Raw genomic sequence first — 24,479 nt, 5'->3', positions numbered from 1 at the left:
CGTTATGAAACTCGATAAAAAGCAGGCCATCGCCCGCAGAAACCAGGAACTGGGCGGCGCCGTACTGGGCGTCAATAACTGCCACTTCAGCGAATTGAACCGCAACCGCAACATCTTCTGGTTCGATATCCCGGTGGCTCGCCTGGCCATCGGTCAGTACGAATGGATTCATCTGCTGCTGCACACCCCGGCCACCGATGAATTGCTGCACCTTAAAGTGCCGACGGTGTTCCTGCGCGAAAAACTCGAGGGCCTGGAAGTGCGTAACCAGGGCAAGCGCAAGGCGGCCCTGAGCCTGGAACTGAGCGCCGACAAGGATTCGTACCTGCAGGACATGCGGCCAGGTGGCACCAACCTGGATTTTGCCCAGTTTCGGTTATAACCAATCGCCAAGTAACAGATTTCTTCTGTGGCGAGGGAGCTTGCTCCCGCTGGACGCGTAGCGGCCCCTTGCAGTGGATCAGCTGGATCAGAGGGGCTGCTGCGCAGCCCAGCGGGAGCAAGCTCCCTCGCCACAAAAGCTACCCCACCCCAAGACATCGCTGCGTAACAAAAAGCCCCGCATTTGCGGGGCTTTTTATTGGCAGCGGGCTTACTTCTTCAGACCCAACTTCTTCAGCTCTTCATCACGCAACTCACGCCGCAGGATCTTGCCCACGTTGGTGGTCGGCAACGCATCGCGGAACTCCACCGTCTTGGGCACTTTGTAACCCGTGACGTTGGCGCGCATATGCTCCATCACCTGTTCCTTGGTCAGCGTGACACCGGGGCGGGCAACAATGAAAATCTTGATCGCCTCGCCGGACTTCTCATCCGGTACACCGATGGCCGCGCATTGCAGCACGCCCGGCAGGGTCACTAGCACGTCTTCCAGCTCGTTGGGATACACGTTGAAACCGGAGATCAGGATCATGTCTTTCTTGCGATCGACGATGCGCATGTAACCGTCCGGCTGGATCAGCGCGATATCACCGGTCTTGAGCCAGCCTTCGCTGTCAAGGATCTCGTCGGTGGCGTCCTGGCGCTGCCAGTAGCCCTTCATGACCTGTGGACCTTTCACACACAACTCGCCGATTTCGCCCAATGGCAGTTCGTCGCCCGCGTCGTTGATAATCTTGCACAGCGTCGACGGCACAGGAATGCCGATGGTGCCAATGTGAATTTTCTGGATCGGGTTGACCGTGGCGACCGGGCTGGTTTCGGTCATGCCATAACCTTCGCAGATCGGGCAACCGGTCACCGCTTTCCAGCGCTCGGCCGCCGCCAATTGCAGCGCCATGCCGCCGGACAACGTCACCTTCAATGCCGAGAAGTCCAGGTTGCGGAAGGCTTCGTTGTTGCACAGGGCCACGAACAATGTGTTGAGGCCGACAAAACCGCTGAACTTCCACTTCGACAGTTCCTTGACCATCGCCGGGAGGTCGCGCGGGTTGCTGATCAGGATGTTGTGGTTGCCGATCAGCATCATCGCCATGCAATGGAAGGTGAAAGCGTAGATGTGATACAGAGGCAGCGGCGTGATCAAGACCTCGCAACCTTCATTGAGGTTGGAACCCATCAGTGCCTTGCACTGCAACATGTTCGCCACCAGGTTGCGGTGGGTGAGCATCGCACCCTTGGCCACGCCGGTGGTGCCGCCGGTGTACTGCAGCACGGCCACGTCGTCGCTGGTCGGGTTGGCTTCGGTCACCGGCTGGCCGTGGCCCTTGCTCAGCACATCGTTGAACTTGATGGCCTTGGGCAAGTGATAAGCCGGGACCATCTTCTTGACGTACTTGATCACGCTGTTGATCAGCAGACGCTTGAGTGGCGGCAGCAGATCGGCGACTTCGGTGACGATCACATGCTTGACGCCCGTCTTGGGCACCACAGCCTCGGCCAGGTGCGCCATGTTCGCCAGGCACACCAGCGCCTTGGCACCGGAGTCGTTGAACTGGTGTTCCATTTCCCGCGCGGTGTACAGCGGGTTGGTGTTGACCACGATCAGGCCGGCACGAATCGCACCGAACACGGCAACCGGATACTGGAGAACGTTGGGCAGTTGCACGGCGATTCGATCGCCTGGCTGCAAATCGGTATGCTGTTGCAGGTACGCAGCAAAGGCACCGGACAATTCGTACAACTCACCGTAGGTGATTGTCTTGCCAAGGTTGCTGAATGCCGGCTTGTCGGCGAAGCGTTGGCAGGACTGCTTCAACACCGCCTGAATATTCGGATACTCGTCTGGATTGATGTCGGCAGCAATCCCAGCTGGGTACTTATCCTTCCAAAAGTCTTCGATCATGGAAGCCCACTCCTCAGCAACGCGAATTCTCACCGCATTTGATGCGATTATTATTGGTGTGTGTTTATTGGTGAATCTGGCCTAATTCAACGCCGAGAAGTCACAAAAGCGCGCCGAGAGTAGCAGCTTTGCCAAGGGTCGCCTAGAGCCAAAAGTGGCCCCTACAGTCATAAACATGACTCAAGAATGTGCAATGGTCATTTTTAGAGTAAAAATTCTAAGCGCCGGTTAATCCCTGCGAATACATAAAAAACCGAGGGAGCGAGCCTGCTCGCGATGGCGGCGCCTCAGTCGACATCTCTGTCACTGATACACCGCTATCGCGAGCAGGCTCGCTCCCACAGGGTTTATTCCAAAGGATGGCCGGCCTCAGGCGATATCCCGCAACTCGCGGCGCAATATCTTGCCCACTGGCGTCATCGGCAACGACTCTCGCAGCACGATGTGCTTGGGTATCTTGTAACCGGTGAAGTTCTCCTTGCAGTACGCCTTGAGCTCTTCAAGGCTGACGCCTGTCTCGCGGGGCACCACGAACAGTTTCACCGCCTCCCCCGAGCGTTCGTCCGGCACGCCGATCACCGCGCAGTTGGCGACTTTCGGATGGGCCATCACCACGTCTTCGATTTCGTTGGGGTACACGTTGAAACCCGAGACGATGATCATGTCTTTCTTGCGATCGACGATGCGCACGAAACCGTCCGGGTCAATCACCGCGATATCACCGGACTTGAACCAGCCTTCACTGTCCAGCACCTCGGCGGTGGCTTCGGGCTTGTTCCAGTAGCCTTTCATGATCTGCGGGCCCTTGATGCACAATTCGCCGCGCTCGCCCAGGGGCTGTTCGACGCCACCGTCGTCGATCACTTTCATCAGCGTGCCCGGCACCGGCATCCCTACCGTGCCCAGCCGGGATTTGCCGCCATAAGGATTGGCACTCGCCACCGGTGAGGTTTCGGTCAGGCCATACCCCTCGGTAATGCCGCAACCGGTGATCTGCTGCCAGCGCTCGGCGGTGGCCTTGATCAAGGCGGTGCCGCCGGAGTTGGTGACCTTGAGGTGGGAAAAATCCAGGGTCTTGAAATCTGGATGATCCATCAACGCCACGAACAGCGTGTTGAGCCCCAGCAGCAACGAGAAACGCCAGTTCTTCAGTTCCTTAATGAAGCCGCCGATGTCCCGCGGATTGGTGATCAGCACGTTGTGGTTGCCGGTGACCATCATGCACATGCAATTCGCCGTGAACGCATAGATATGGTACAGCGGCAGCGGCGCGATCATGACCTCCTGGCCTTCACGCAGCAGTGGATGGCCGTCATCGCCGAGCTGGCCCAGGCATGCCCGGGCCTGCTGCATGTTCGCCACCAGGTTGCCATGAGTCAGCATCGCGCCCTTGGCCAGTCCGGTGGTGCCGCCGGTGTATTGCAGCACCGCAATGTCATCGAGGCTGACTTTCAACGGTTTGATGCCATGGCCTCGACCCAGACGCAACGTGCTCTTGAAGGAAACGGCCTGGGGCAGCGAATAGTCCGGGACCATCTTTTTGACCTTGCTCACCACCGTATTGACCAGCCAGCCCTTGGCGGTTGGCATCAGGTCGCCCATCTTCGCCTCAATGAGATACTGCAGATCGGTGTCAGGCAGTACTTCCTGGACTTTCTGTCCGAACAGATTCATGTACACCAGTGCCCGGGCGCCGGAGTCCTTGAACTGGTGACGCATCTCCCGCGGGGTATACAACGGGTTGGTGTTGACCACGATCAGCCCGGCGCGCATGGCTCCGAATACGGCGATGGGATATTGCAGGACGTTGGGCATCTGCACCGCGATGCGATCGCCAGGCGCCAGGTCGGTATGGGCTTGCAGGTAACCGGCGAAGGCGGCGCTGTAGCGTTCGAGTTCGGCGTAGGTCAGGGTGACCCCCATGTTGCTGAACGCCGGACGGTCGGCGAATTTCTTGCAGGAACGCTCGAACACCTCGATCACCGATTTGTAGGCCCCCAGGTCAATGTCCAGGGGCACGCCGGCCGGGCGCTTGTCATTCCAGAAATCAGGCTGCATTGTTTTTATCCTCTTTACCTGAACGTGTCCGGGCCGCTTCTGTGGCTCTTGCACAGGCGGTGCTCTTGGGACACTAGCAGCTATGGCCAATCAGGCAAATATGGCGACCTGCGTCATAGATTGTGTGAATCTTCCTGCCTCGACGTAGCCTGATCAGGCGAGACGCAACGGATGCGCTATACAATGCAGCGACGCTGTGTTTGCCCTTGTGTATGCCCGTGAGTAAAGGAATGACCATGATCCACCAAACGTTCATGCTCAGCGCCACCGACCACAGCCGCCTGTTCGTCAATCAATGGCTGCCTGAAACCGCGCCTGAAGCGGTGATCATGCTGGCCCATGGCATGGCCGAACACAGCGGCCGCTACGCGCGTCTGGCCCAGGCGCTGTGCGATGAAGGCTACGGCGTCTACGCGCCGGACCTGCGCGGTCATGGCAAAACCGGCGAAGCGGCGACGCTCGGCCATTATGCAGACGAAGACGGCTGGGCCAAGGTGATCGGCGACCTGGCCAGCCTCAATCAACACATCGGCCAACAACATCCCGATGTCCCCATCGTGTTGCTGGGCCACAGCATGGGCAGCTACATCGCCCAGGGTTACCTGCTGCATCACAGCGCCAGTCTGCACGGGGCAATTCTCAGCGGCTCGAATTTCCAGCCCGTGGCGCTCTATCGCGCCGCGCGCCTGATCGCTTGCTTCGAGCGCAAGCGCCAGGGCCCCAAGGGCCGCAGCGCCCTGATCGAGTGGCTGTCCTTCGGCAGTTTCAACAAGAAATTCAAACCGACACGCACGCCCTTCGACTGGCTCAGCCGCGACCCGGCCGAAGTCGACAAGTACCTTCACGACCCGCTGTGCGGCTTTCGTTGCACCAATCAGTTGTGGGTCGACCTGCTCGGCGGGTTGCAGCAAATCAGCAAAGCGTCCAATCTCGCCCAGATCGATCCGGGCCTGCCCCTGCTGGTGATCGGCGGTGAATGTGATCCGGTGAGTGAAGGCAGGCGTCTGAAGGATCTGGCTGACGCCCTGCGCGGCGCCGGTAGCCAGCACTTGCAATTGACGATTTACCCGCAAGCCCGGCACGAACTGTTCAACGAAACCAACCGCGATGAAGTGACGGCCGACGTGCTGGCCTGGATTGCCCAGGCCCTGAGTCACAAGCGACCGCCACGCAGCGAATAGGTTTGCAGCGTTTTCCTTTACTCGTCACAGGATTTGATAGATGACCCAGGTTACCAACATCCCCTACGAAGCCCTCGAAGTCGGCCAGACCGCCAGCTACAGCAAGACCGTCGAAGAGCGCGACATCCAGCTGTTCGCCGCGATGTCGGGCGATCACAACCCAGTGCACCTGGACGCCGAATTCGCTGCGGCGAGCATGTTCAAGGAGCGCATCGCCCATGGCATGTTCAGCGGTGCGCTGATCAGCGCGGCGGTGGCCTGCGAGCTGCCTGGGCCGGGCACCATTTATATCGGCCAGCAGATGAGCTTCCAGAAACCGGTGAAGATTGGCGACACCCTGACCGTACGCCTGGAAATCCTTGAGAAACTGCCGAAATTTCGCGTACGCATTGCCACTCGCGTGTTTAATCAGCGCGATGAGCTGGTGGTGGACGGCGAAGCTGAAATCCTCGCGCCACGCAAGCAGCAGACCGTGACTTTGCCGACGCTGCCGGCGATCACCGTCGGCTGAAACAATCACCTGTAGCGACGCAACACTCTGTGGCGAGCCGCAGTGTGGGAGCAAAGCTTGCTCGCGATGAACATGACTCGGACTCTCAGGGAGCCGAGGCGCCTGCATCGCGAGCAAGCTTTGCTCCCACACAGGTCCTCGCCACAATGACGGTGGTGCGGCAAGTTATTGATGGTTCTCCCGCACCTGCACGCTCGCCGTCATCCCCGCGCTCAGGTTCACCCCTTCCGGTACCTTGTCCAGCTTGATCCGCACCGGAATCCGCTGGGCCAGGCGCACCCAATTGAAAGTCGGTTCGACCTCCGCCAGCAACTGCGCATCGGGATTGGTGTTGCGGTCAGTGATGCCGCGGCTGATGCTTTCGACGTGGCCTTGCAGGGCATGACCGGCGCTCATCAACCAGACGTTGACCGGATCGCCCACGCGGATCCTGGGCAGTTTGGTTTCTTCGAAATAGGCCTGCACATAGAACGTTGAATCGTCGATCAGCGCCATGACCGGTTGCCCGGCATTCACGTAGTTGCCCTCGGCCAGGCGCAGGTTGGTGATGTGGCCACCCCGTGGGGCCAGCACCTGGCTGCGGGCCAGGTTGAGTTCGGCGACCTTGGCCTCGGCCTGGGCCTCGCGCAGTTCGCCTCGGGCGATGCCGGCGTTGATCTGGGCGTTTTCCCGCAACTCGGCGCTGATAGCCTGGGGCCCCAGGGCGGCGCGTCGACTGGCTTCGTGTTCGCGCAGGCTCAATTGCTGCTGCCGGGTCTGGACCACCGCCCGGGCTTTCTCCAGCGCGGCCTCGAAACGTTCGCGATCGATGCTCAGCAATACATCGCCAGCCTTGACCTGCTGGTTATCCACCGCCTTGAGCTCGCGCACCCAACCCGACACGTCGGGCGCGATCACCACCACGTCGGCGCGAATCCGCGCATCCCGGGTCCAGGGCGTGAGCATGTAGTACTGCCACAGATGAAACCCGGCGAAGATCGCCACGGCCACCACGCTCAGCGTGACGGCAACACGTACGGAGGTACGCATGTTCAACTCCTTATAGCGGTCCGAGGACCACGGTAATAACAGTCAGGACACAGACATACAGGGCGCAGTCGAACAGGGCTTCATGCCAGATCCAGCGCCCGGCCGGCACGAGGCTGAGCAACAGGCGTAGCCCACCGGTCACCAGCAAGGCCAGCACCACATAAATCAAGAACGGGCTGAGCAATACCCCGCCTATCGACCACTCACGCAAGCCCATGGCTGTGCTCCCGTTGTTCAGGTTCATGCTGACGGCACCAGGCGCGCCAGCTGTTCTGCAATTGCACCACCGCACCCTGGGCCAGTTTCAGCGCATCGCCGGGCGGTTGCGTCGACAACACGTTCAGGAACTCGTCGCTCGCCGGGCCCAGTGCTTCGGCCTGATCAACGGCCGGACCGCGCTCAAGCGCTTGCTCCAGCGCTTCGAAGTAACGACGCTGGGCTCGGGTGTCGGGCATTTGGGCGACAGCCAGACTCAAGCGCAGATGCAGCAATTCATCGCCGATGTCCAGGCCAAGCAATCCGTCATCCCAACGGCTACGCGCCGGCACCGACAGTTCGGGGTAATGCCGCGCCAGTTGTAACAGCCGATCGGCCATGCGTCCGCCGAACCAGCTCTCGGCGCCCCGCAGGTTACGGCGCGTCAGGCGCACCAGATCGTCAAGCGTGGCGGCCAGCAGGCGACGGCTATGCCAGGCTGGGTCGCGCAGGATCAGCAGATTGAATGCCAGCACCGCCGCGCCAACACCGATCATCATCGCCTGAGCATTGTTGAAGAACGCCGCCACGTCATATTTCATGGCGTTGAGCGGCGATATCAGCACCACGAAATGCAGGCAAAACGAGGTGGCCGTGGCGAAAATCTGCGGTTTGGCCATGCCCAGCGCCCCCAGGAACAGCGGCACGCCCATGGCCATGCACAGCATCGCGAAACTGCTCCACTGCGGCAGCAAAATCTCACCGATCACAAACGCCGTCGGCACCGCCAACACAATTCCCCTAAGAAAGCTCATGCCGATCTGCGCGCCGTTTTCACGACTGGCGAACAGACTGCACACCACGCAAGTAAGCACCAGCGCGCCTGAGGCGGCCGGCCAGGCAGTCGCCAGCCAGAAACAGGCGACCGCCAGAAACGCCAGGGCGCTACGCGCACCGAACACCATGGCCAGGGGCAGGTCACGATGGGGAGCCAGGGTCCTCGGCGGATCCACCGCCTCCCTGCCCTCTTGCACCGCCTTCAAGGCTGCGCAGGCAGCCAGGGCGGTATCGAGCAACAAGGCGAAGCGCGCCAGGCAATAACTTTGCGCCGGGCTGATCAGTGGATCGTGGGATGCATCCAGTACCCGAGGCCGCAGGGCTTGCAGGGTCGCGCTGTCGGCGTCAAGGGCTTGTTGCACCTCGCTCATCCACGGCTTGAGGGCCTCGGCTTCCTCGGGGTCGAGTTGTTTCCATTGCCGCCGCACCGAGCGGGAGATGCGCAGCAGCATCAACAGTTTCTGGCTCAGAGCGCTGATGGCCCGGGCCCGCTGGCGACCCTGGCTGCCTTCGAACCAGGCGTGTTCGCGCTGGGCGTCCACGGCGACGATCTTGCCGAGGATTTCCAGCAGCCCTTTACGAGCCTGGGCATCGCCCGTCAGGGTGGCTCGAGCCGCCTGCATGCCGCTTTGCCAGGCGGCACGGGCCTGATCGGCCAATTGCCGCTCGACCCGCAACGGCCAGAGCAACGCGCTGGCCGCCGTGGCGCAGACAATGCCCAGGCTGATCTCCGTACAGCGCGCCACGGCCTGATCGAACACCCCCAACGGATGGGAGATTGCCGGCAAGGCGATGATTGCCACCGTGTACCCGGCCAGCACGAAGGAATAGGACCAGGCGCTGCGCAGCAGTGTGGAACAAGCCGTGCACAAGCCCAGCCACAAGGCCAGCGCCAGCAGGAACAACCAGGGCGCCTGGCCGAACAGCCCCATGAACACCACGGACATGACGGTGCCCACCAACGTTCCGAGCAGCCGCGCCAAGCCTTTCTGCACCACCATCCCGGACAGCGGTTGCGCCACGATGATCGCGGTCATCAACGCCCATGAAGGCTGCTCCAGCCCCCAGCGCAAAGCCAGCCAAAGCGCCAGGCCGCCACCGAGCACGGTCTTGATGGCGAATTGCACAGCGAGGCGGTCGGGAGCGAACAGGGCCTGGAAAGTAATGGGCACGCGAAAAACTCTTCTGGGGACGCAGTAACGATAGATGCAATAAAGGGTGATGGAGGGTGCAATTATTAGCTGGCTATCTATTTGAGTCCAGAGCCACAGTTACATGATGGGCATAAAAAAACGCCAGACAGGCTGGCGTTTTTTGTACAGCGCGTGTGTTTAGCTGGCGCGCGCCTGATTACGCAGGAATTTTACCTGGTCATGGTTACGTTGCACGCCATGGTACTGACGCTCAACCAGGTCGCGAATGCCTACCAGGTTGTGCTTGCTGATCTTCTCCATGGCTTCCTTGTAAGCCTTGAGAGCATGGTCTTCACCGCGCTCAGCTTCGTTGAGCACCGCTTCTTCGTCCTTGCCAGTGAACATGGATTTCACGTCCACCCAACGGCGATGCATATCACCGGCAACGCTGGTGGAAGTTTCCGGGTCGCCACCCAGCGAACGTACGGCAGCTTGCAGCTCAGCCGCGGCAGCTGCGCAGTCTGCGGCGCGCTGGACGAACAAATCCTTGAGTTCTGGATGCTTGATGTCTTCAGCGCAAGTCTTGAAACCTTCCTGACCATCTTTACTGGTCTCGATCAGGTCGTTCAGGACGGAGATGGATTCTTTATTGATGTCGGTCATTTTTCAATTCCTTTGCTCGGTGAATAAAAAACCTACAAGGAGTATTGCATTGGCCGTGCCAGTCGCCATCTCAAATAAAATAATTAAAAATCAATTAGTTATACAATCACTCGATCACTGTATCCGTGTTCTTTGCATGATCTGTCATTTGGCCTGCATGCAGAATGCCTGTATTTTCCGGGTTGACTGAATCAAGACCCAATACCATGAACCCGGAAAAGCTCGAACTGCTGGTGACACGCCAGATGCCCTTCGGCAAATACAAGGGCCGAATCCTGGCCGACCTGCCCGGGCAATACCTGAACTGGTTCGCTCGCGAGGGTTTTCCGCACGGGGAACTCGGCGGTTTGCTGGCGCTGATGCAGGAGATCGACCACAACGGTCTGTCGGATCTGCTTGACCCCCTGCGTGCCAAACACGGCAAACCCAAGCCCCAACATTGATTGAGCCCCGCCATGCCCGAGAACACCCTGCGCGCCCACGATGAAGCTTTCTGGAAGACTTTCGTGGGTCGCTACGATGTCGACCCCGATGGGCCGCTCAATCTGGAAAACGGCTACTTCGGCCGCATGTCCCGGACGGTGGTCGAGGAGTACCAACGCAACATCGAGTTCGTCAATCGAGGCAGCTCAGTGTACGTGCGCCAGCATTTCGACCAGGACCATGGCGAAGCGATTCGCCAGCAAGTGGCGCAACTGATCCACGCATCCCCCACTAGCGTAGCGCTGGCCAACAGTGCCGGAGACGCCCTGCAAACGCTGATTCGCAACTACAACGGCCTCAAGCCTGGCGATCAGGTGCTGATCTGTGATCTGGAATACGCTTCGGTCAAAAGCGCGATGCGCTGGCTGGCCCGGCAGCGTGGTGTGCAAGTGATTGAACTCGTCCACCCGCACCCCGCCAGTTTCGAAAGCCTGGTGGGCACTTATCGCCAAGCGTTCATTCGCTATCCGCGCCTCAAGCTGATGGCGCTGACCCACGTCAACCACCTCACAGGGCTGGTGATGCCGGTCCAGGCCATCGCCGAGACTGCTCGTGAGTTTGGCGTCGATATCATTCTCGACGGTGCCCACGCCCTGGGCCAGATCGATTTCGATCTGAAGAAGCTGGGTATCGAATTCGCCGGCTTCAACCTGCAGAAGTGGATCGGCGGGCCATTGGCCTCGGGCTTTTTGTACATAGCACCGCAACGGCTGGCCGACATCGACCCGGACATGGACGAAGATCATTATCCTGCCACTGACGTGCGCTCGCGAACGCCCCACAGCACACCCAATATCCCTGCCTTGCTCACCCTGCCCCTGGTCTTCGAAGAACACCGGGCCCTGGGCGGAGCTTCGGCCAAAGGCGCGCGCCTCTGTTATCTGCGCGACCTGTGGGTGAACGCCGTGCGTGATGTACCGGGTATCGAAATCATGACCCCGGACGATCCGCGCCTGTACTGCGGCATCACGTCGATGCGCTTCACCGCCCAGCCCGATCAACAGGCGATGGCTGATCGATTGCTCAATGACTACGGGATCTTCACCGTGGTGCGCCACACCAGCGTTGGGCCGTGCATTCGCATTACCCCAGGGTTGATCACCTTGGCGAATGATATCGAGCGGTTGACCAAAGCACTGCTTGAACTGAGCCGTACCTAGATCCCTTGTGGCGAGGGAGCTTGCTCCCGCTGGGCTGCACAGCAGCCCCAAAAAGGCACAATGAGACTGACCTGGCGGACCGCGGTGACAGACTTCAGGACTGCTTCGCAGCCCAGCGGGAGCAAGCTCCCTCGCCACAGAAAATTTTTGCTGTGCAATAAAAACCCAGGCAAAAAAAACGGTGCGCCGACCAAGCGCACCGTAAAACCGTAGAACACCCAACGAAGGTTCGGTAAGACAATCAGTCCAGCAGCGCCAGCGCCTCGGCGGTGCACTCCTGGATGCGGGCCCAGTCGCCGTTCTTGATCCACTCAGGATCAAGCATCCAGCTACCGCCCACGCACATCACGTTTTTCAACGCCATGTAGCTCTTGATATTGGCCGGGCTTACGCCGCCGGTCGGGCAGAACTTCACTTCGCCGAACGGGCCGCCCAGGGCCTTGATGGCCGCGACACCGCCGCTGACTTCCGCCGGGAACAGTTTGAAGCGGCGATAGCCCAGGCCATAGCCTTCCATGATGCCGGAAGCGTTGCTGATGCCCGGCAGCAACGGGATCGGGCTGTCGACGCTGGCTTCCAGCAGATCACGGGTGATGCCAGGGGTGACGATGAACTGCGAACCGGCAGCCTCGGCAGCGGCCAGCATATGGCGGTCCAACACCGTACCGGCACCGGTCACCAGTTCCGGACGTTGCTCACGCAGCACCTGGATGGCCTTGAGGCCGTACTGGGAACGCAAGGTCACTTCCAGCGCCGTCAGGCCACCGGCGGCCAGGGCATCGGCCAGCGGCAGGATGTCCTGCTCACGGGCAATGGTGATCACCGGCAGGATCCGCGCCTTGGCACAGAGGCTGTCGATCAGGGTAATTTTGTCCGCCATGGAAACGGTCGGGGATGGGTTTGTCATAGCGGCTGATCCTTGGTTCATGGGCACCAGTAAATCTCTAACGTTGGTTGCAAAAACGCGCGAACCGGCATTTCGGCGACGTTGTCACCGGCCACCGCAGCGTTCAGGGTGGTCAATTTCGACTGACCGGAAATCGACAGCACTTTGTGTTTCGCCGATGCCAGCAAGGCGCGACTCATGGTCAGGCGCTGGTGCGGCACGGTGGGCGCCAGCATCGGCCAGCAGCGGCGAGCGCCATTGGCATCCAAGGCCTGGGCCAGGTTCGGGCTGTTGGGGAACAGCGAGGCGGTGTGCCCGTCATCGCCCATGCCCAATACCAGTACGTCAATGGGCGGCAACTCGGCCAGCAAACGATCGGCCTGCTCGGCTGCGGCTTCCAGGTCAGCGCTGGCGCTGTACAGGCTCAGGAACTGGGCCTTGGCCGCCGCACCTTGCAGCAGATAACGCTTGAGCAGACCGGCGTTGCTGTCAGCGTGCTCAACCGGCACCCAGCGCTCGTCAGCCAGGCTCACCACCACGTTCGACCAGTCCAACGCCTGTTTGGCCAGGCTCTGGAAAAACGCCACCGGGCTGCGACCGCCGGAGACCACCAGGGTCGCCGTGCCGCGCGCCTCGATTGCCGCGCGTAATTGCTCGGCCACTTTCAACGCCAAGCCCTCGGCCAGCAGCACCGGGGTTTTGAAGGCGTGGGCGGTGACGCCCTGCGGCAGTTTCACTTCAGATATCGCCATACCATGACCTCCCATCCCGCGTGATCAGTGCAATGGAGCTCATCGGCCCCCAGGACCCGGCCGCATACGGCTTGGGCGCATCGCCGGATTTCTTCCACCCGGCAATCAACTGGTCACACCACGTCCACGCGGCTTCAATTTCATCTTTACGGACAAACAGGTTCTGATTGCCGTTCATGACTTCCAGCAACAACCGCTCGTAGGCATCGGGAATCCGCGCGCTACGGTAGGTGTCGGAAAAGTTGAGTTGCAACGGACCGCTGCGCAATTGCATGCCCTTGTCCAGGCCTTGCTCCTTGGTCATCACCCGCAAGGAAATGCCTTCGTCCGGTTGCAGGCGGATGATCAGTTTGTTGCTGATCTGCAAGCGCTGCTCGGGGGCGAAGATGTAGTGGGACGGTTCCTTGAAGTGAATAACGATCTGCGACAGTTTCTGCGGCATCCGCTTGCCGGTGCGCAGGTAAAACGGAACCCCGGCCCAGCGCCAGTTGCGAATGTCGGCGCGCAGGGCCACGAAGGTTTCGGTATCGCTCTGGGTGTTGGAGTTGGGCTCTTCCAGATAACCCGGCACCGACTTGCCTTCGCTGTGGCCGGCGATGTACTGGCCGCGCACCACCTGGGTGGTCAGGCCTTCCGGGCTGATGGGCGCCAGGGCCTTGAGCACTTTGACTTTCTCGTCGCGAATGCTGTCGGCGGACAGGTCGGCCGGCGGGTCCATGGCAATCAGGCAGAGCAACTGCAACAGGTGGTTCTGGATCATGTCGCGCAGTTGGCCGGCCTTGTCGAAATAGCCCCAGCGGCCTTCGATGCCGACCTTCTCGGCGACGGTGATTTCCACATGGGAAATGTAATTCTGGTTCCACTGGGTTTCGAACAGGCTGTTGGCGAACCGCAGCGCGATCAGGTTCTGTACCGTCTCTTTGCCCAGGTAGTGGTCGATGCGATAGGTGCGGTTTTCCGGGAAAAACTGCGCCACCGCGTCATTGACCTTGCGCGACGATTCCAGGTCCGAGCCGATGGGTTTCTCCAGCACGACACGGGTGTTTTCACACAAGCCGACCTTGGCCAGGTTCTCGCAGATTGCTCCGTACACCGCCGCAGGGGTGGCAAAATAGGCAATGACTTGCTGGGCCGAACCTGCCTGTTCGGCCAGGGCGACATAGTCCTCGGCCTTGAGGAAATCCACGTGCAGATAAGTCAGTCGCCCCAGGAAGCGTTCGACCACGGTTTCGTTCAGGTCCTTGTCGCCCACATAGCGGCGCAACTCAGCGGCGATGAACGCCAGGTGCTGCTGCTCGCTACCGGGTTCCCGGGCCAGAGCAATGATCCGCGTGTCCTCGTGCAGCAGGTCCGCGCCATCAAGCTGGTAAAGGGCAGGAAACAGCTTGCGCAAGGCCAGGTCGCCCAACGCGCCGAACAAGGCGAAGGTGCACGGTTCAACCGTAATCGAATGCATGATGTTTGTTCTTTTATCAAGTTAAGCTACAAATACCTTTTTTCAAGGCATCACTCAAGGAAAAATGTAGTAATAACCACAACATTTTCCGAAAATACCGATTCCGAGTGGTGGTACACCGGAGCCATCAGTAGGATAGGCCACCGCAAAGGGTCGTATCAAAGACCCGTCTTTCTAGGAATCTTGTATGGACCGCGTGCGAAATTTACTGGAACAGATCCAGAGTCGCCTTGAAGACCTGAACAAGGCAGAACGCAAAGTGGCCGAAGTGATCCTGCTCAACCCACAGCAGGCCACCCGCTTCAGCATTGCTGCCCTCGCCCAGGCCGCTTCGGTCAGCGAACCCACCGTCAACCGCTTCTGCCGCTCATTCGGCGTCAGCGGCTACCCGGAACTCAAGCTGCAACTGGCCCAAAGCCTGGCCAGCGGCGCCGCTTATGTCAGTCGGGCGGTGGAGGCCGACGACAACCCGGAAGCCTACACCCGGAAAATCTTTGGCAGTGCCATTGCCTCATTGGACAGCGCCTGCCAGGCCCTTGATCCCAATTTGATCAGTCGCGCCGTGGATCTTCTGATCCAGGCCAGGCAGATCCACTTCTTCGGCCTCGGTGCTTCGGCACCGGTGGCACTGGATGCGCAGCACAAGTTTTTCCGCTTCAACCTGGCGGTGACCGCCCACGCTGATGTGCTGATGCAGCGCATGATCGCGTCAGTGGCCCATACAGGGGAGCTGTTCGTGATCATTTCCTACACCGGACGCACCCGCGAGCTGGTGGAAGTGGCGCGTATCGCCCGGGAGAACGGCGCGTCGGTACTGGGGCTGACTGCTGAAGGTTCGCCCCTGGCCAAGGCCAGCACCCTGAGTCTGAACATCCCGCTGCCCGAAGACACCGACATCTATATGCCGATGACCTCGCGGATCATCCAGCTCACCGTGCTGGACGTGCTCGCCACCGGCATGACCTTGCGCCGCGGCGTGGACTTCCAGCCGCATTTGCGCAAGATCAAGGAAAGCCTCAATGCCAGCCGGTATCCGGTGGGGGATGAGTTCAACTGACCTGACTTGGGTGTTTGATCGCCTGACAGGCCGTCATCGCGAGCAGGCTCGCTCCCACAATGGATCTGCGCCCAATGAAGATCTACTGTGGGAGCGAGCCTGCTCGCGATGGGGCCAACTGCTACACCCCAACCCTTGATTATGCCCCCACCCGCGCCTGCAAACTCAAATGCGCCCGCTCCCCCGGGGCCAGGCACAAGCTGTCGGTGCCGCCGCTGGCCGCTTCGACGCAGACGAATTCGCTGACTTCATCCCAGCTCACCCCCAACAAAGGCCGGGCCCCGGGATGCCATACCACGGTATCGGCGCTGGCACCGGTGTCGATGCACAGCTCACGCTGCCAGGCGTGGTCCTTGAGCTGCAATTCACCTTCATGCTGAAAGACCCGCTGACAACCGCCCTCAACCCGCAAATCACCTTCCTGCTGGCAAACCGCACGGTTCAGTTGATCGTAACCCTGCGCGCCCTCGAGCCCAGACAGCGCTATCTCTCCGACGTCACCAATACGCCAATAGGCGTGCAGAGCCTGGCTCAATTGGCACGGCAGACTGTCTTGATGCTCGGTGCTCAAGCGTAATTCCATGCGCTCGCCCAGATCGGCGTACAGATCGACCTGCCAGTCGCACAACTGGAGCTGCCAGTGCAGGTGCACACCGTCTGCATCGCTGCGGCTGTCGAGCAGTTTCCAGTCGATCAACCGTGCCCAGCCATGGGACGGCCAGGCGTTTTCACTCGGATGACGGCCATACCACGGCCAGCACACCGGCACCCCACCGCGTATCGCCCCGACCTGTGGCCACTTGGCCGCACACCACAACCAGGGCTTCTGACCCCGCGGCTGGAAGTGCAATAGCTGCGCGCCCTGGCGACTGAACACCGCCTGACACAGCGGATGATCGATCACCAGCACATCGCGTTGCTGATAGCGCTCCCACGCAAACACCGGGCGCTCGCGCAAAGATCTGAAAAAGCGTTGTAGCGGATGCTCATGCATGAGCTGCGGTCCTGGAAATCATTGAGTTGCTCATCTGTTTGCAACGCATTTTTTGTGGCGAGGGAGCTTGCTCCCGCTCGGCTGCGAAGCAGTCGTAAACAAGGCAAATGCGGTCTAGCTGAGGCACCGCAGTGAATGGCTTTGGGGTCGCTTCGCAACCCAGCGGGAGCAAGCTCCCTCGCCACAAGTCCAGCGTCCAACCAAACACACTCCGCAAAAAAAAGCGGACAGCCTTGGCCATCCGCAATATGCGCACATTGAGAGAAGCTTATCGCAACAGCGTTAGAACACCGACTGAATTTTCAGACCGGCGACCAGCGCATCGTCGACTTCATTCACACCACCCGGATGAGTGATGTATTGCAGGTTAGGGCGTACGGTCAGCCAGTTGGTCACGTGGAAACCATAGTTGATCTCGTAGTTGTATTCGGTGCCACGCAACGGCGAGAACAACGGATCGTCGTAGTCGCTGACACCATTGGCTGCGTTGACCAGCTCGGCGTTTTTCTTCACATCTTCGTTGACATGGATACGGGAGAAACCGATCCCGACGTCATCCTTAGGACGCGCATTGAACGGTCCCTTGTACACGAACATCAGCGACTGGTAGTTGTCGACGACGTTGGTTTCCTTGTCATGGAAGGTGGCGTTGGCCGCAATGTTCAGACCGCGCGAGGCGTCACCGTTGTGGGTGGTGAGCTGTTGCTGCGCCACGAACCAGTAGCCATCCTTGCTGCTGTGACTACGGTAGGCGTTACCGGTTGTCGCGGCATCCTGGCCATTGTCATCTTCGCGGACGTCATCAGCCTTGGCCGTACTTTTGTAGTAACCGATACGGTATTCGCCTGGCAGGCTATTGAGCTTGGGCGACCAGACCAACTCGATCGGAATGAGCGTGCCCTTGGTGCCACTGCCGCTGAGCTTGTAGCGGTTTCCGTTTTCCAGCTGCGAAGGGTTCTGGTTGTAGGCACCAATCTGCGCATAGAGCTCGGGCGTGAGGTTGTACTTGACGCGAATCGCCGCCTGCATGATCGGCCAGTTGTACCAGATGCCGGTTGCCCAGTTACCCGCTTGCGAACCGCAGAACGCCAGGTTCTGGAACTCGCACGGGAACGTGTTGAAGTCTTCGCCGACCCCGTAATAACCGGCTTTGACATCCAGCTTGTTGTCGAAATACTGCTGTTTGATCCACAACTGCGTCAGACGGGTGGTTTGCCCACGGCCCCAGACTTCCTGGGAAGAGCTGAGGGTGCCGGCACGTGGATCACCGATACGGTCGTTGGAGATGTTGCGACCGTCACGGCGAGTGAATTGAATCTTGGCCGTGGTGTCACCCCAACCTGCCAGTTTTTCCAGGTCGAGGGCTACGCCCAAGCCAAACTGCTGGGACCAACGCGCAGTCTTGTCATCGTTGTAACCGCCGTCGAGGTTGGCCCCCATCTCACCGACGAAGTCAGCCTTGATGTCGATACCTTGCTCGATCAGCCTGGTCCGCTCGCCACCCCAGTCGCCCGTCATCCACTGCGAGTCGGCGCTGAAAGCGTCAGCCGCGTGCACGCCGCCAGCCAAAGTCATCGCCGCCGCAAGCGCCGAAAGTTGGCAGATGCGCCGGGCGTTGGTGTTGTTCTTCTTCATCCCTACTTCCTCGTCTTTATTGTTATTAACTGTTTTTATCTAACGCGGTTTACAACGATTGCGCCGGATGGTCCCCCACTCGCCGCATACTCCTTCCGGCGGGAAAGAGCTTGTGTGGGAGCTGAGCTTGCTCGCGATGAAAGCGCCTCGGTCTTTCGAATGACCGCGCTATCGTTCATCGCGAGCAAGCTTTGCTCCCACAAGCCCCCTCCCCCATTTGTTCTTCATCGGCCTTTGAACTGCGCCACGTTGGCGCTCCGGGCGTCGGCTTGCGGCTGGCCGGCAACGCCCAGGCGTTCGCCGGACTTGGCGTCGAACAGCAGAACTTTTGATGGATCGAATTGCAGCGTGAGGGTCTCCCCTACCTGCGGCGCCATGTCCGGTGCCAGGCGGCAGCAAACCTTGGTCTCGTTAAGGTTGACGAACACCAGGGTGTCCGGCCCGGTAGGTTCGGTGACCTGGACTTCGGCGCGAATGGTTGGCAAACCATTGGGCTCGTTGCCCGCCAGCATGATCTGTTCCGGGCGCAGGCCGAGGATCACTTCGCGGTCTTCCAGGCCTGCGTCCTGCATGCCCATCGGCAGCTCGCAACGGGCCTGGCCACTGTCGAGCAGTGCCAGCAGGCGGCCGTCCTTGCGTTGCAGGCGCAAAGGGATGAAGTTCATCGGTGGCGAACCGATGAAACTCGCCACGAACAGGTTGGCCGGGTTGGTGTAGATGTCTTTCGGCGTGCCGAACTGCTGGATGATGCCGTCCTTCATCACTGCCACTTTGTCGCCCAGGGTCATGGCTTCGATCTGGTCGTGGGTGACGTACACCGTGGTGGTCTTCAGACGCTGGTGCATCAGTTTCATTTCGGTGCGCATCTCGACCCGCAGCTTGGCGTCGAGGTTGGACAGCGGTTCGTCGAACAGGTAGATCTTCGGCCGCCGCGCCAGCGCCCGGCCCATGGCCACGCGCTGTTGCTGACCACCGGAAAGCTGGCCGGGCTTGCGGTTGAGCAAATGTTCGATCTGCAACAGCTTGGCCACGCGGGTGACTTCTTCGTCGATGGCCGACTGGCCCATCTTGCGAATCTTCAGGCCGAACTCGATGTTCTCGCGCACGCTCATGGTGGGGTACAGCGCGTAGGACTGGAACACCATGGCGATGTCGCGATCCTTCGGGCTCATGCCGCTGACGTCCTGGTCACCGATCATGATCGCGCCGCCGGTAATGGTTTCAAGGCCGGCGATGCAGTTCATCAGCGTCGATTTTCCGCAGCCCGAAGGACCGACAAGGATCAGGAACTCACCGTCCTTGATCGACAACTCGATGTTCTTCAGGGTGTCCGGCAGGCCGGCACCATAGGTCTTGTTTACGTTGCGAAGTTCGAGCGTTGCCATGATTACCCCTTGACTGCGCCGGCCGTCAGACCGCGCACGAAATACTTGCCTGCCACCACATAGACCAGCAGGGTCGGCAGCCCGGCGATCATCGCCGCCGCCATATCAACGTTGTATTCCTTGGCCCCGGTGCTGGTGTTGACCAAGTTGTTCAGCGCCACCGTGATGGGCTGCGAATCGCCGCTGGAGAACACCACGCCAAACAGGAAGTCGTTCCAGATCTGAGTGAACTGCCAGATCAGGCAGACCATGATGATCGGCGTGGACATCGGCAGGATGATCCGCCGGAAGATGGTGAAGAAACCCGCACCGTCCAGCCGCGCCGCCTTCACCAGCGCATCGGGAATGCTCACGTAGTAGTTGCGGAAGAACAGCGTGGTGAACGCCAGGCCGTAGACCACATGTATGAACACCAGACCCGTGGTGGTACTGGCCAGGCCCATCTTGCCGAGGGTGAACGAGGCTGGCAGCAGGACGGTCTGGAACGGCAGGAAGCACCCGAACAGCAACAGGCCGAAGAACAACTGCGAACCGCGAAAGCGCCACATCGACAACACGTAGCCGTTCAATGCACCGATCGCGGTGGAGATCAGCACCGCCGGGACGGTGATCTTGATCGAGTTCCAGAAGTACCCATCAACCGTGGCCCAGGCCTTGACCCAACCGATGCCGGTGACCACGGTCGGCCAGCTCAGCAGGTTGCCGGTGCTGATGTCTTCCGGTGTCTTGAAGCTGGTCAATAGCATGACCACCAACGGCACCAGGTAAAGCAATACGGCGAGGATCAGTACCGCATAGATCGCGATGCGACTCAGGCTGATGGATGGTTTTGCAGCGAGACTAGTCATGGCGCTTGGTCCTCAGCTCGGAGTACAGGTAAGGCACGACGATTGCGAGAATCGCACCGAGCATCAGAATCGCACTGGCCGAGCCCATGCCCATCTGGCCGCGACTGAAGGTGAAGGAATACATGAACATCGCAGGCAGGTCAGAGGAATAACCCGGGCCGCCGGCCGTCATCGCCGCCACCAGGTCAAAGCTCTTGATCGCGATGTGCGCCAGGATCATTACGGCGCTGAAGAACACCGGGCGCAGGCTTGGCAGCACCACTTTCCAGTAGATGCGCGGCATGCTCGCGCCATCGATCTGCGCGGCACGGATGATCGATTGATCCACCCCACGCAGGCCGGCCAGGAACATCGCCATGATGAAGCCCGAGGCCTGCCACACCGCGGCGATCACCAGGCAATACACCACACGGTCCGGGTCGATCAGCCAGTCCAGGCGAAAGCCTTCCCAGCCCCAGTCACGCAACAATTTGTCCAGGCCCATGCCCGGGTTGAGCAACCACTTCCAGGCCGTACCGGTGACGATCATCGAGAGCGCCATCGGGTACAGGTAAATGGTGCGGATGAAACCTTCACGACGAATGCGCTGGTCAAGAAACACCGCCAGCAGCACGCCGATCACCAGGGTGATGCCGATGAACATGCCGCCAAAGAGCGCCAGATTCTTGCTCGCCACCCACCAGCGGTCGTTGTCCCATAGCCGCGCGTATTGCGCCAGGCCAGCCCATTTGTAGTTCGGCAGGAAGGTCGACGTGGTGAACGACAGGACAAACGTCCACAAGATATAACCGTAGAAGCCCACCAGAACGATGAACATGCTCGGCGCCAGCACCAGTTTCGGTAGCCAGCGCTGCAATGCATCGAACGGCGAGGCCTTGCTGAACACAGCAACAGAACTCATGGGAAGATCCAGTACAAGAGAAAGACTAAGGGCAGCTACAAGTGACAAGCTGCAAGCGGCAAGATAAGCAGTGCCCCTTGCAGCTTGTAGCTTGTAGCTTCTAACTGCTTTACTTGGCCGACTGCACTGCTGCGCCAAGCTTCTTGGCGGCGTCGGCAGGGTCGGCTTTCGGGTCGTTGATGAAGTTGGTCACCACATCGAAGAACGCGCCCTGCACCGCCAGCGTGGTCGCCATGTTGTGCGCCATGCTCGGCTGCAAGCCACCGGACTTGGCGTCAGCCAGGAAGTCCTTGGCGGCGGTCTGGGCGCAGGAATCGAAACCGTACTTGGCCATGTCGGCCAGCATGTCGTTGCGCACCGGGATCGAACCCTTGTTGATGCTGAAGACTTTCTGGAAGTTCTCACCCAGCACGACCTTGGCAATATCCTTCTGACCGGCCGCGGTGCCTTCGTCTTTCTGCTTGAACACCGCCAGGGAGTCGATGTTGTAGGTGAAGGCCTTGTCAGTGCCCGGGAAAGCTACGCACTCGTAGTCCTTGCCGGCGACTTTCTTCGCGGCGGTCCATTCGCTCTTGGCCCAGTCACCCATGATCTGCATGCCGGCCTTGCCGTTGATGACCTTGGCCGCTTCCAGGTTCCAGTCCTGCCCCTTGCCGTCAACGTCCATGTAGGTCGCGACTTTCTTGAGCTCGGTCAACGCCTTGACCATGTCCGGGCCGGTCAGGGCTTTGTTGTCCAGATCGACCAGGGCTTTCTTGTAGCCATCGACGCCCATGACCGAGAGCACCACGGCTTCGAACACGGTGCTGTCCTGCCAAGGCTGGCCGCCGTGGGCCAGCGCAATGAAGCCTGCGGCCTTGAGCTTGTCGCCAGCGGCGTAGAATTCTTCGAGGGTGGTCGGGTTTTTGGTGATACCGGCTTTCTTGAAGACTTGCGGGTTGATCCACAGCCAGTTGACGCGGTGGATGTTCACCGGCACGGCGACGTAATCACCTTCGTACTTCACGGTATCGGAGACTTTCTTGTCGAGCAGGCTGTCCCACTTCTCTTCTTTGGCAACATCTTTCAGGACGTCGGTGTCGAGCAGTCCGGTAGACGCCCACTCCTGGATGTCCGGGCCTTTGATCTGGGCTACACCCGGTGGGTTACCGGCCACGGCACGGCTCTTGAGTACGGTCATGGCAGTGGAGCCACCACCACCGGCAACAGCGCCATCCTTCCAGGTAAAGCCGTCTTTCTCTACCTGGGCCTTGAGCACATCGACCGCGGCTTTTTCGCCACCGGACGTCCACCAGTGAACGACTTCCACACTGCCTTTGGATTCGGCGGCAAGGGCGCTGACAGGGAATGCTGCGACGGGAAGCAGGGAAGCAAGAGAAATGACAGTAGCGAGGCGAGAAATCGCATTCATCTAGAAGTACCTTTCTTGTTGTTATGCATGCAAGTCTGATGCTTGCGCTGCATGGATTCTAAACAGGGGAAATCCCTTCGCAGGTAACGAAGGGACGCGTAAATGTCACGGCATGGTTACACAGGTGCGGGACTGGAGAGTTTCGCCAACGCCGTCGCCATGCTGGGCGCCAGGGGCAAGCGTGGAATCAGCACCGCCTGCCAGGCGTGATACAGGTCCGGTTTGCCCGGCCAGATGTCGGCGCTGGGACGGTTTTGCGGATCGAGCTCGTGGTGCCAACTGCCGTCGCAACGGTCGATGAAATGTTTGTCACAGAACTCCCATAACCGTCGGTACCAGGCTTCGTATTGCGCCTCATCGGTGCGCTTGAGCAAGGCGCTGGCGGCGGCCGCTGCTTCGGCATGCACCCAGTGCAGGCGATGGCGAACTACGGCGCGGTTGTCCCAGTCCAGGGTGTAGACAATGCCTGGGGCACCATCGACCTCCCAACCGTGACGGCAGTTCTGCTCAAAAAGTTTTTGCGCATCCTGGGCCAGCCAGCCGGGCGTCAACATGCCGATCTGCACCCGTGCGGCTTCAAGGTGCAACAGCAGCCGCGCCCATTCGAAACCGTGGCCGGGCGTGGTGCCGTAAGGGCGAAAACCGTCGGCAGGATTGTCGTGGTTGTACTCGCGCAACGGCTGCCAGTCGCGGTCGAAATGCTCCACCACCAGATAGTCATTGGCGGCGGCGTGACCATGGATGACCCGTTCAACGATACGCAGTGCACGGACCAGCCAGCGAGGATCATCCGTGACATCGGCCAGGGCCATGAAGGCTTCGGTGGCGTGCATGTTGCTGTTGGCGCCACGATAGGCTTCTTCGCCGCTCCAGTCGCGGTCGAAGGACTCGCGTAGGGCACCCTCCTCTTCACTCCAGAAGTGCGCATCAATCACTCGCACGGCTTCATCCAGCAGCGCCTGGGCGCCGGGACGTTGGGCCACCACCGCGGAACTGGCCGCCAAGGCGACAAATGCATGCAGGTAGGCCGCCTTGCCGGTGTCGTTCTCATGGGGTTGCGCCGTGGCGAACCAGCCGCCGTGCTCGGCGTCCCGCAGGGGGCCACTGAGGGCCTCGATACCGTGATCCACCAGTTCGGAGAAACCCGGCAAACCCTGGATGTGGGCCATGGCGAAGCTATAGGTCATGCGCGCGGTATTCATGGTTTCGGCCCGGGCATCGTCCGGCAGACGGCCCTGGTCGTCCAGGTTGCCAAAGCCGTCCGGCAGCTTCGATGCCTTGGCGAACGCCAGCAGACGCAAGCCTTCAGCGGCAAGCCATTGCTGATGGGCAGGCGCATTCAGCCAACTGCTGAAGGCCGGTTGGAAGGTGTCCATTGGGTGGTACCTTTTTTTGTTGTTTTGACGCAAGGAGTCTAAACAAGGGTTGGCGAGGGGCAGGTAACGAAAGGGGTGAGTTATGTCACCGAGCTGTGACATTCCCCTTGAGAGCTGTGTTGAGGCTAATGACGCCATCGCGAGCAGGCTCGCTCCCACATTGAGCTCCAGGGTGTACACAGTTTTTGTGTCCACCACCGAACCCTGTGGGAGCGAGCCTGCTCGCGATAAACGCCAACGCGGT

Annotated in this window: 22 protein-coding genes; 6 read left to right on the top strand and 16 right to left on the bottom strand. The window is 60.0% G+C overall.

The genetic code is table 11. The annotated features are described in order from the left end of the window. Positions 1-4 precede the first annotated feature (4 nt). Positions 5-382 (top strand): hypothetical protein, encoded by a 378-nt coding sequence (locus MA884_RS19945; protein WP_025212261.1) that lies wholly within the window; start codon positions 5-7, stop codon positions 380-382. Between the two features lie 210 nt (positions 383-592). On the opposite strand, the gene fadD1 is transcribed toward MA884_RS19945, so the two are convergent. Together fadD1 and fadD2 are read right to left on the bottom strand one after the other, a co-directional pair. Continuing rightward, positions 593-2,284: a long-chain-fatty-acid--CoA ligase FadD1 gene (gene fadD1 / locus MA884_RS19940; RefSeq protein WP_256232092.1), complete on the bottom strand. Its 1,692-nt coding sequence runs from the start codon at positions 2,282-2,284 to the stop codon at positions 593-595. 369 nt (positions 2,285-2,653) lie between these two features. Then, on the bottom strand, positions 2,654-4,342 hold the full coding sequence (gene fadD2, locus MA884_RS19935) for a long-chain-fatty-acid--CoA ligase FadD2 (RefSeq protein WP_256232091.1): 1,689 nt from the start codon (positions 4,340-4,342) through the stop codon (positions 2,654-2,656). Positions 4,343-4,578: 236 nt separating this feature from the next. On the opposite strand from fadD2, the gene MA884_RS19930 reads away from it, so the two are divergent. Together MA884_RS19930 and MA884_RS19925 are read left to right on the top strand one after the other, a co-directional pair. Beyond that, positions 4,579-5,523: an alpha/beta hydrolase gene (locus MA884_RS19930; RefSeq protein ID WP_256232090.1), complete on the top strand. Its 945-nt coding sequence runs from the start codon at positions 4,579-4,581 to the stop codon at positions 5,521-5,523. 40 nt (positions 5,524-5,563) lie between these two features. Beyond that, positions 5,564-6,034 (top strand): MaoC family dehydratase, encoded by a 471-nt coding sequence (locus tag MA884_RS19925; RefSeq protein ID WP_003184579.1) that lies wholly within the window; start codon positions 5,564-5,566, stop codon positions 6,032-6,034. Positions 6,035-6,199: 165 nt separating this feature from the next. Here MA884_RS19925 and MA884_RS19920 read toward each other — a convergent pair whose 3' ends face one another. From MA884_RS19920 to MA884_RS19905, 4 genes are all read right to left on the bottom strand, one after another. Beyond that, positions 6,200-7,063, bottom strand: a complete 864-nt coding sequence (locus MA884_RS19920; RefSeq protein ID WP_256232089.1) for an HlyD family secretion protein — start codon at positions 7,061-7,063, stop codon at positions 6,200-6,202. Positions 7,064-7,073: 10 nt separating this feature from the next. Continuing rightward, entirely contained in the window at positions 7,074-7,280 is a 207-nt protein-coding gene (locus MA884_RS19915; protein ID WP_047228349.1) for a DUF1656 domain-containing protein, read from the bottom strand. Further along, complete coding sequence (locus tag MA884_RS19910) at positions 7,267-9,267, bottom strand: FUSC family protein (protein WP_256232088.1); 2,001 nt, start codon at positions 9,265-9,267, stop codon at positions 7,267-7,269. Before MA884_RS19910 ends, MA884_RS19915 begins: the two co-directional genes overlap by 14 nt. Before the next feature lie 159 nt (positions 9,268-9,426). Then, a complete protein-coding gene (locus tag MA884_RS19905; protein WP_256232087.1) occupies positions 9,427-9,891 on the bottom strand; it encodes a PA2169 family four-helix-bundle protein in 465 nt (154 codons plus the stop codon). Between the two features lie 206 nt (positions 9,892-10,097). Here MA884_RS19905 and MA884_RS19900 point away from each other — a divergent pair, with 206 nt between their 5' ends. Further along, positions 10,098-10,334 (top strand): DUF3820 family protein, encoded by a 237-nt coding sequence (locus MA884_RS19900; RefSeq protein WP_047228352.1) that lies wholly within the window; start codon positions 10,098-10,100, stop codon positions 10,332-10,334. A 12-nt stretch (positions 10,335-10,346) separates the two neighbouring features. After that, complete coding sequence (locus MA884_RS19895; protein WP_256232086.1) at positions 10,347-11,534, top strand: aminotransferase class V-fold PLP-dependent enzyme; 1,188 nt, start codon at positions 10,347-10,349, stop codon at positions 11,532-11,534. Positions 11,535-11,775: 241 nt separating this feature from the next. Here MA884_RS19895 and MA884_RS19890 read toward each other — a convergent pair whose 3' ends face one another. The 3 genes from MA884_RS19890 to zwf are packed head-to-tail and all read right to left on the bottom strand — an operon-like array spanning position 11,776 to position 14,628. Further along, positions 11,776-12,441 carry a bifunctional 4-hydroxy-2-oxoglutarate aldolase/2-dehydro-3-deoxy-phosphogluconate aldolase gene (locus tag MA884_RS19890; RefSeq protein ID WP_256232085.1) on the bottom strand — a complete coding sequence of 222 codons (666 nt, stop codon included), beginning with the start codon at positions 12,439-12,441 and terminating at the stop codon, positions 11,776-11,778. Between the two features lie 17 nt (positions 12,442-12,458). Next, positions 12,459-13,172 carry a 6-phosphogluconolactonase gene (pgl, locus tag MA884_RS19885; RefSeq protein WP_256232084.1) on the bottom strand — a complete coding sequence of 238 codons (714 nt, stop codon included), beginning with the start codon at positions 13,170-13,172 and terminating at the stop codon, positions 12,459-12,461. After that, entirely contained in the window at positions 13,159-14,628 is a 1,470-nt protein-coding gene (zwf, locus tag MA884_RS19880) for a glucose-6-phosphate dehydrogenase (protein ID WP_047228356.1), read from the bottom strand. The genes pgl and zwf overlap by 14 nt, the downstream gene beginning before the upstream one ends. Positions 14,629-14,824: 196 nt before the next feature. Between zwf and MA884_RS19875 the strand changes: the two genes are divergently transcribed. Then, entirely contained in the window at positions 14,825-15,685 is an 861-nt protein-coding gene (locus tag MA884_RS19875; protein ID WP_171061416.1) for a MurR/RpiR family transcriptional regulator, read from the top strand. Between the two features lie 139 nt (positions 15,686-15,824). Here the strand turns inward: MA884_RS19875 and MA884_RS19870 are convergent, their stop codons facing one another. The 7 genes from MA884_RS19870 to MA884_RS19840 form a co-directional block, all read right to left on the bottom strand. After that, entirely contained in the window at positions 15,825-16,679 is an 855-nt protein-coding gene (locus tag MA884_RS19870; protein ID WP_256232083.1) for a D-hexose-6-phosphate mutarotase, read from the bottom strand. 282 nt (positions 16,680-16,961) lie between these two features. Beyond that, positions 16,962-18,314: a carbohydrate porin gene (locus MA884_RS19865; RefSeq protein WP_256232082.1), complete on the bottom strand. Its 1,353-nt coding sequence runs from the start codon at positions 18,312-18,314 to the stop codon at positions 16,962-16,964. Positions 18,315-18,538: 224 nt separating this feature from the next. Beyond that, positions 18,539-19,699, bottom strand: a complete 1,161-nt coding sequence (locus MA884_RS19860) for an ABC transporter ATP-binding protein (protein ID WP_256232081.1) — start codon at positions 19,697-19,699, stop codon at positions 18,539-18,541. A 2-nt stretch (positions 19,700-19,701) separates the two neighbouring features. Then, on the bottom strand, positions 19,702-20,547 hold the full coding sequence (locus tag MA884_RS19855) for a carbohydrate ABC transporter permease (protein WP_047228360.1): 846 nt from the start codon (positions 20,545-20,547) through the stop codon (positions 19,702-19,704). Beyond that, positions 20,540-21,448, bottom strand: coding sequence for a carbohydrate ABC transporter permease (locus tag MA884_RS19850; RefSeq protein ID WP_256232080.1), 909 nt, complete (start codon positions 21,446-21,448; stop codon positions 20,540-20,542). The genes MA884_RS19855 and MA884_RS19850 overlap by 8 nt, the downstream gene beginning before the upstream one ends. A 109-nt stretch (positions 21,449-21,557) precedes the next feature. Next, positions 21,558-22,859 (bottom strand): ABC transporter substrate-binding protein, encoded by a 1,302-nt coding sequence (locus tag MA884_RS19845; protein WP_256232079.1) that lies wholly within the window; start codon positions 22,857-22,859, stop codon positions 21,558-21,560. Between the two features lie 116 nt (positions 22,860-22,975). Next, entirely contained in the window at positions 22,976-24,235 is a 1,260-nt protein-coding gene (locus MA884_RS19840) for an AGE family epimerase/isomerase (RefSeq protein WP_256232078.1), read from the bottom strand. Positions 24,236-24,479 lie beyond the last annotated feature (244 nt).

Source organism: Pseudomonas sp. Q11, assembly GCF_024494355.1.
GTDB lineage: Bacteria > Pseudomonadota > Gammaproteobacteria > Pseudomonadales > Pseudomonadaceae > Aquipseudomonas > Aquipseudomonas hefeiensis.
The sequence above is the reverse complement of the archived record's forward strand: the minus strand, read 5'-3'. Positions and strand labels throughout refer to the sequence as shown.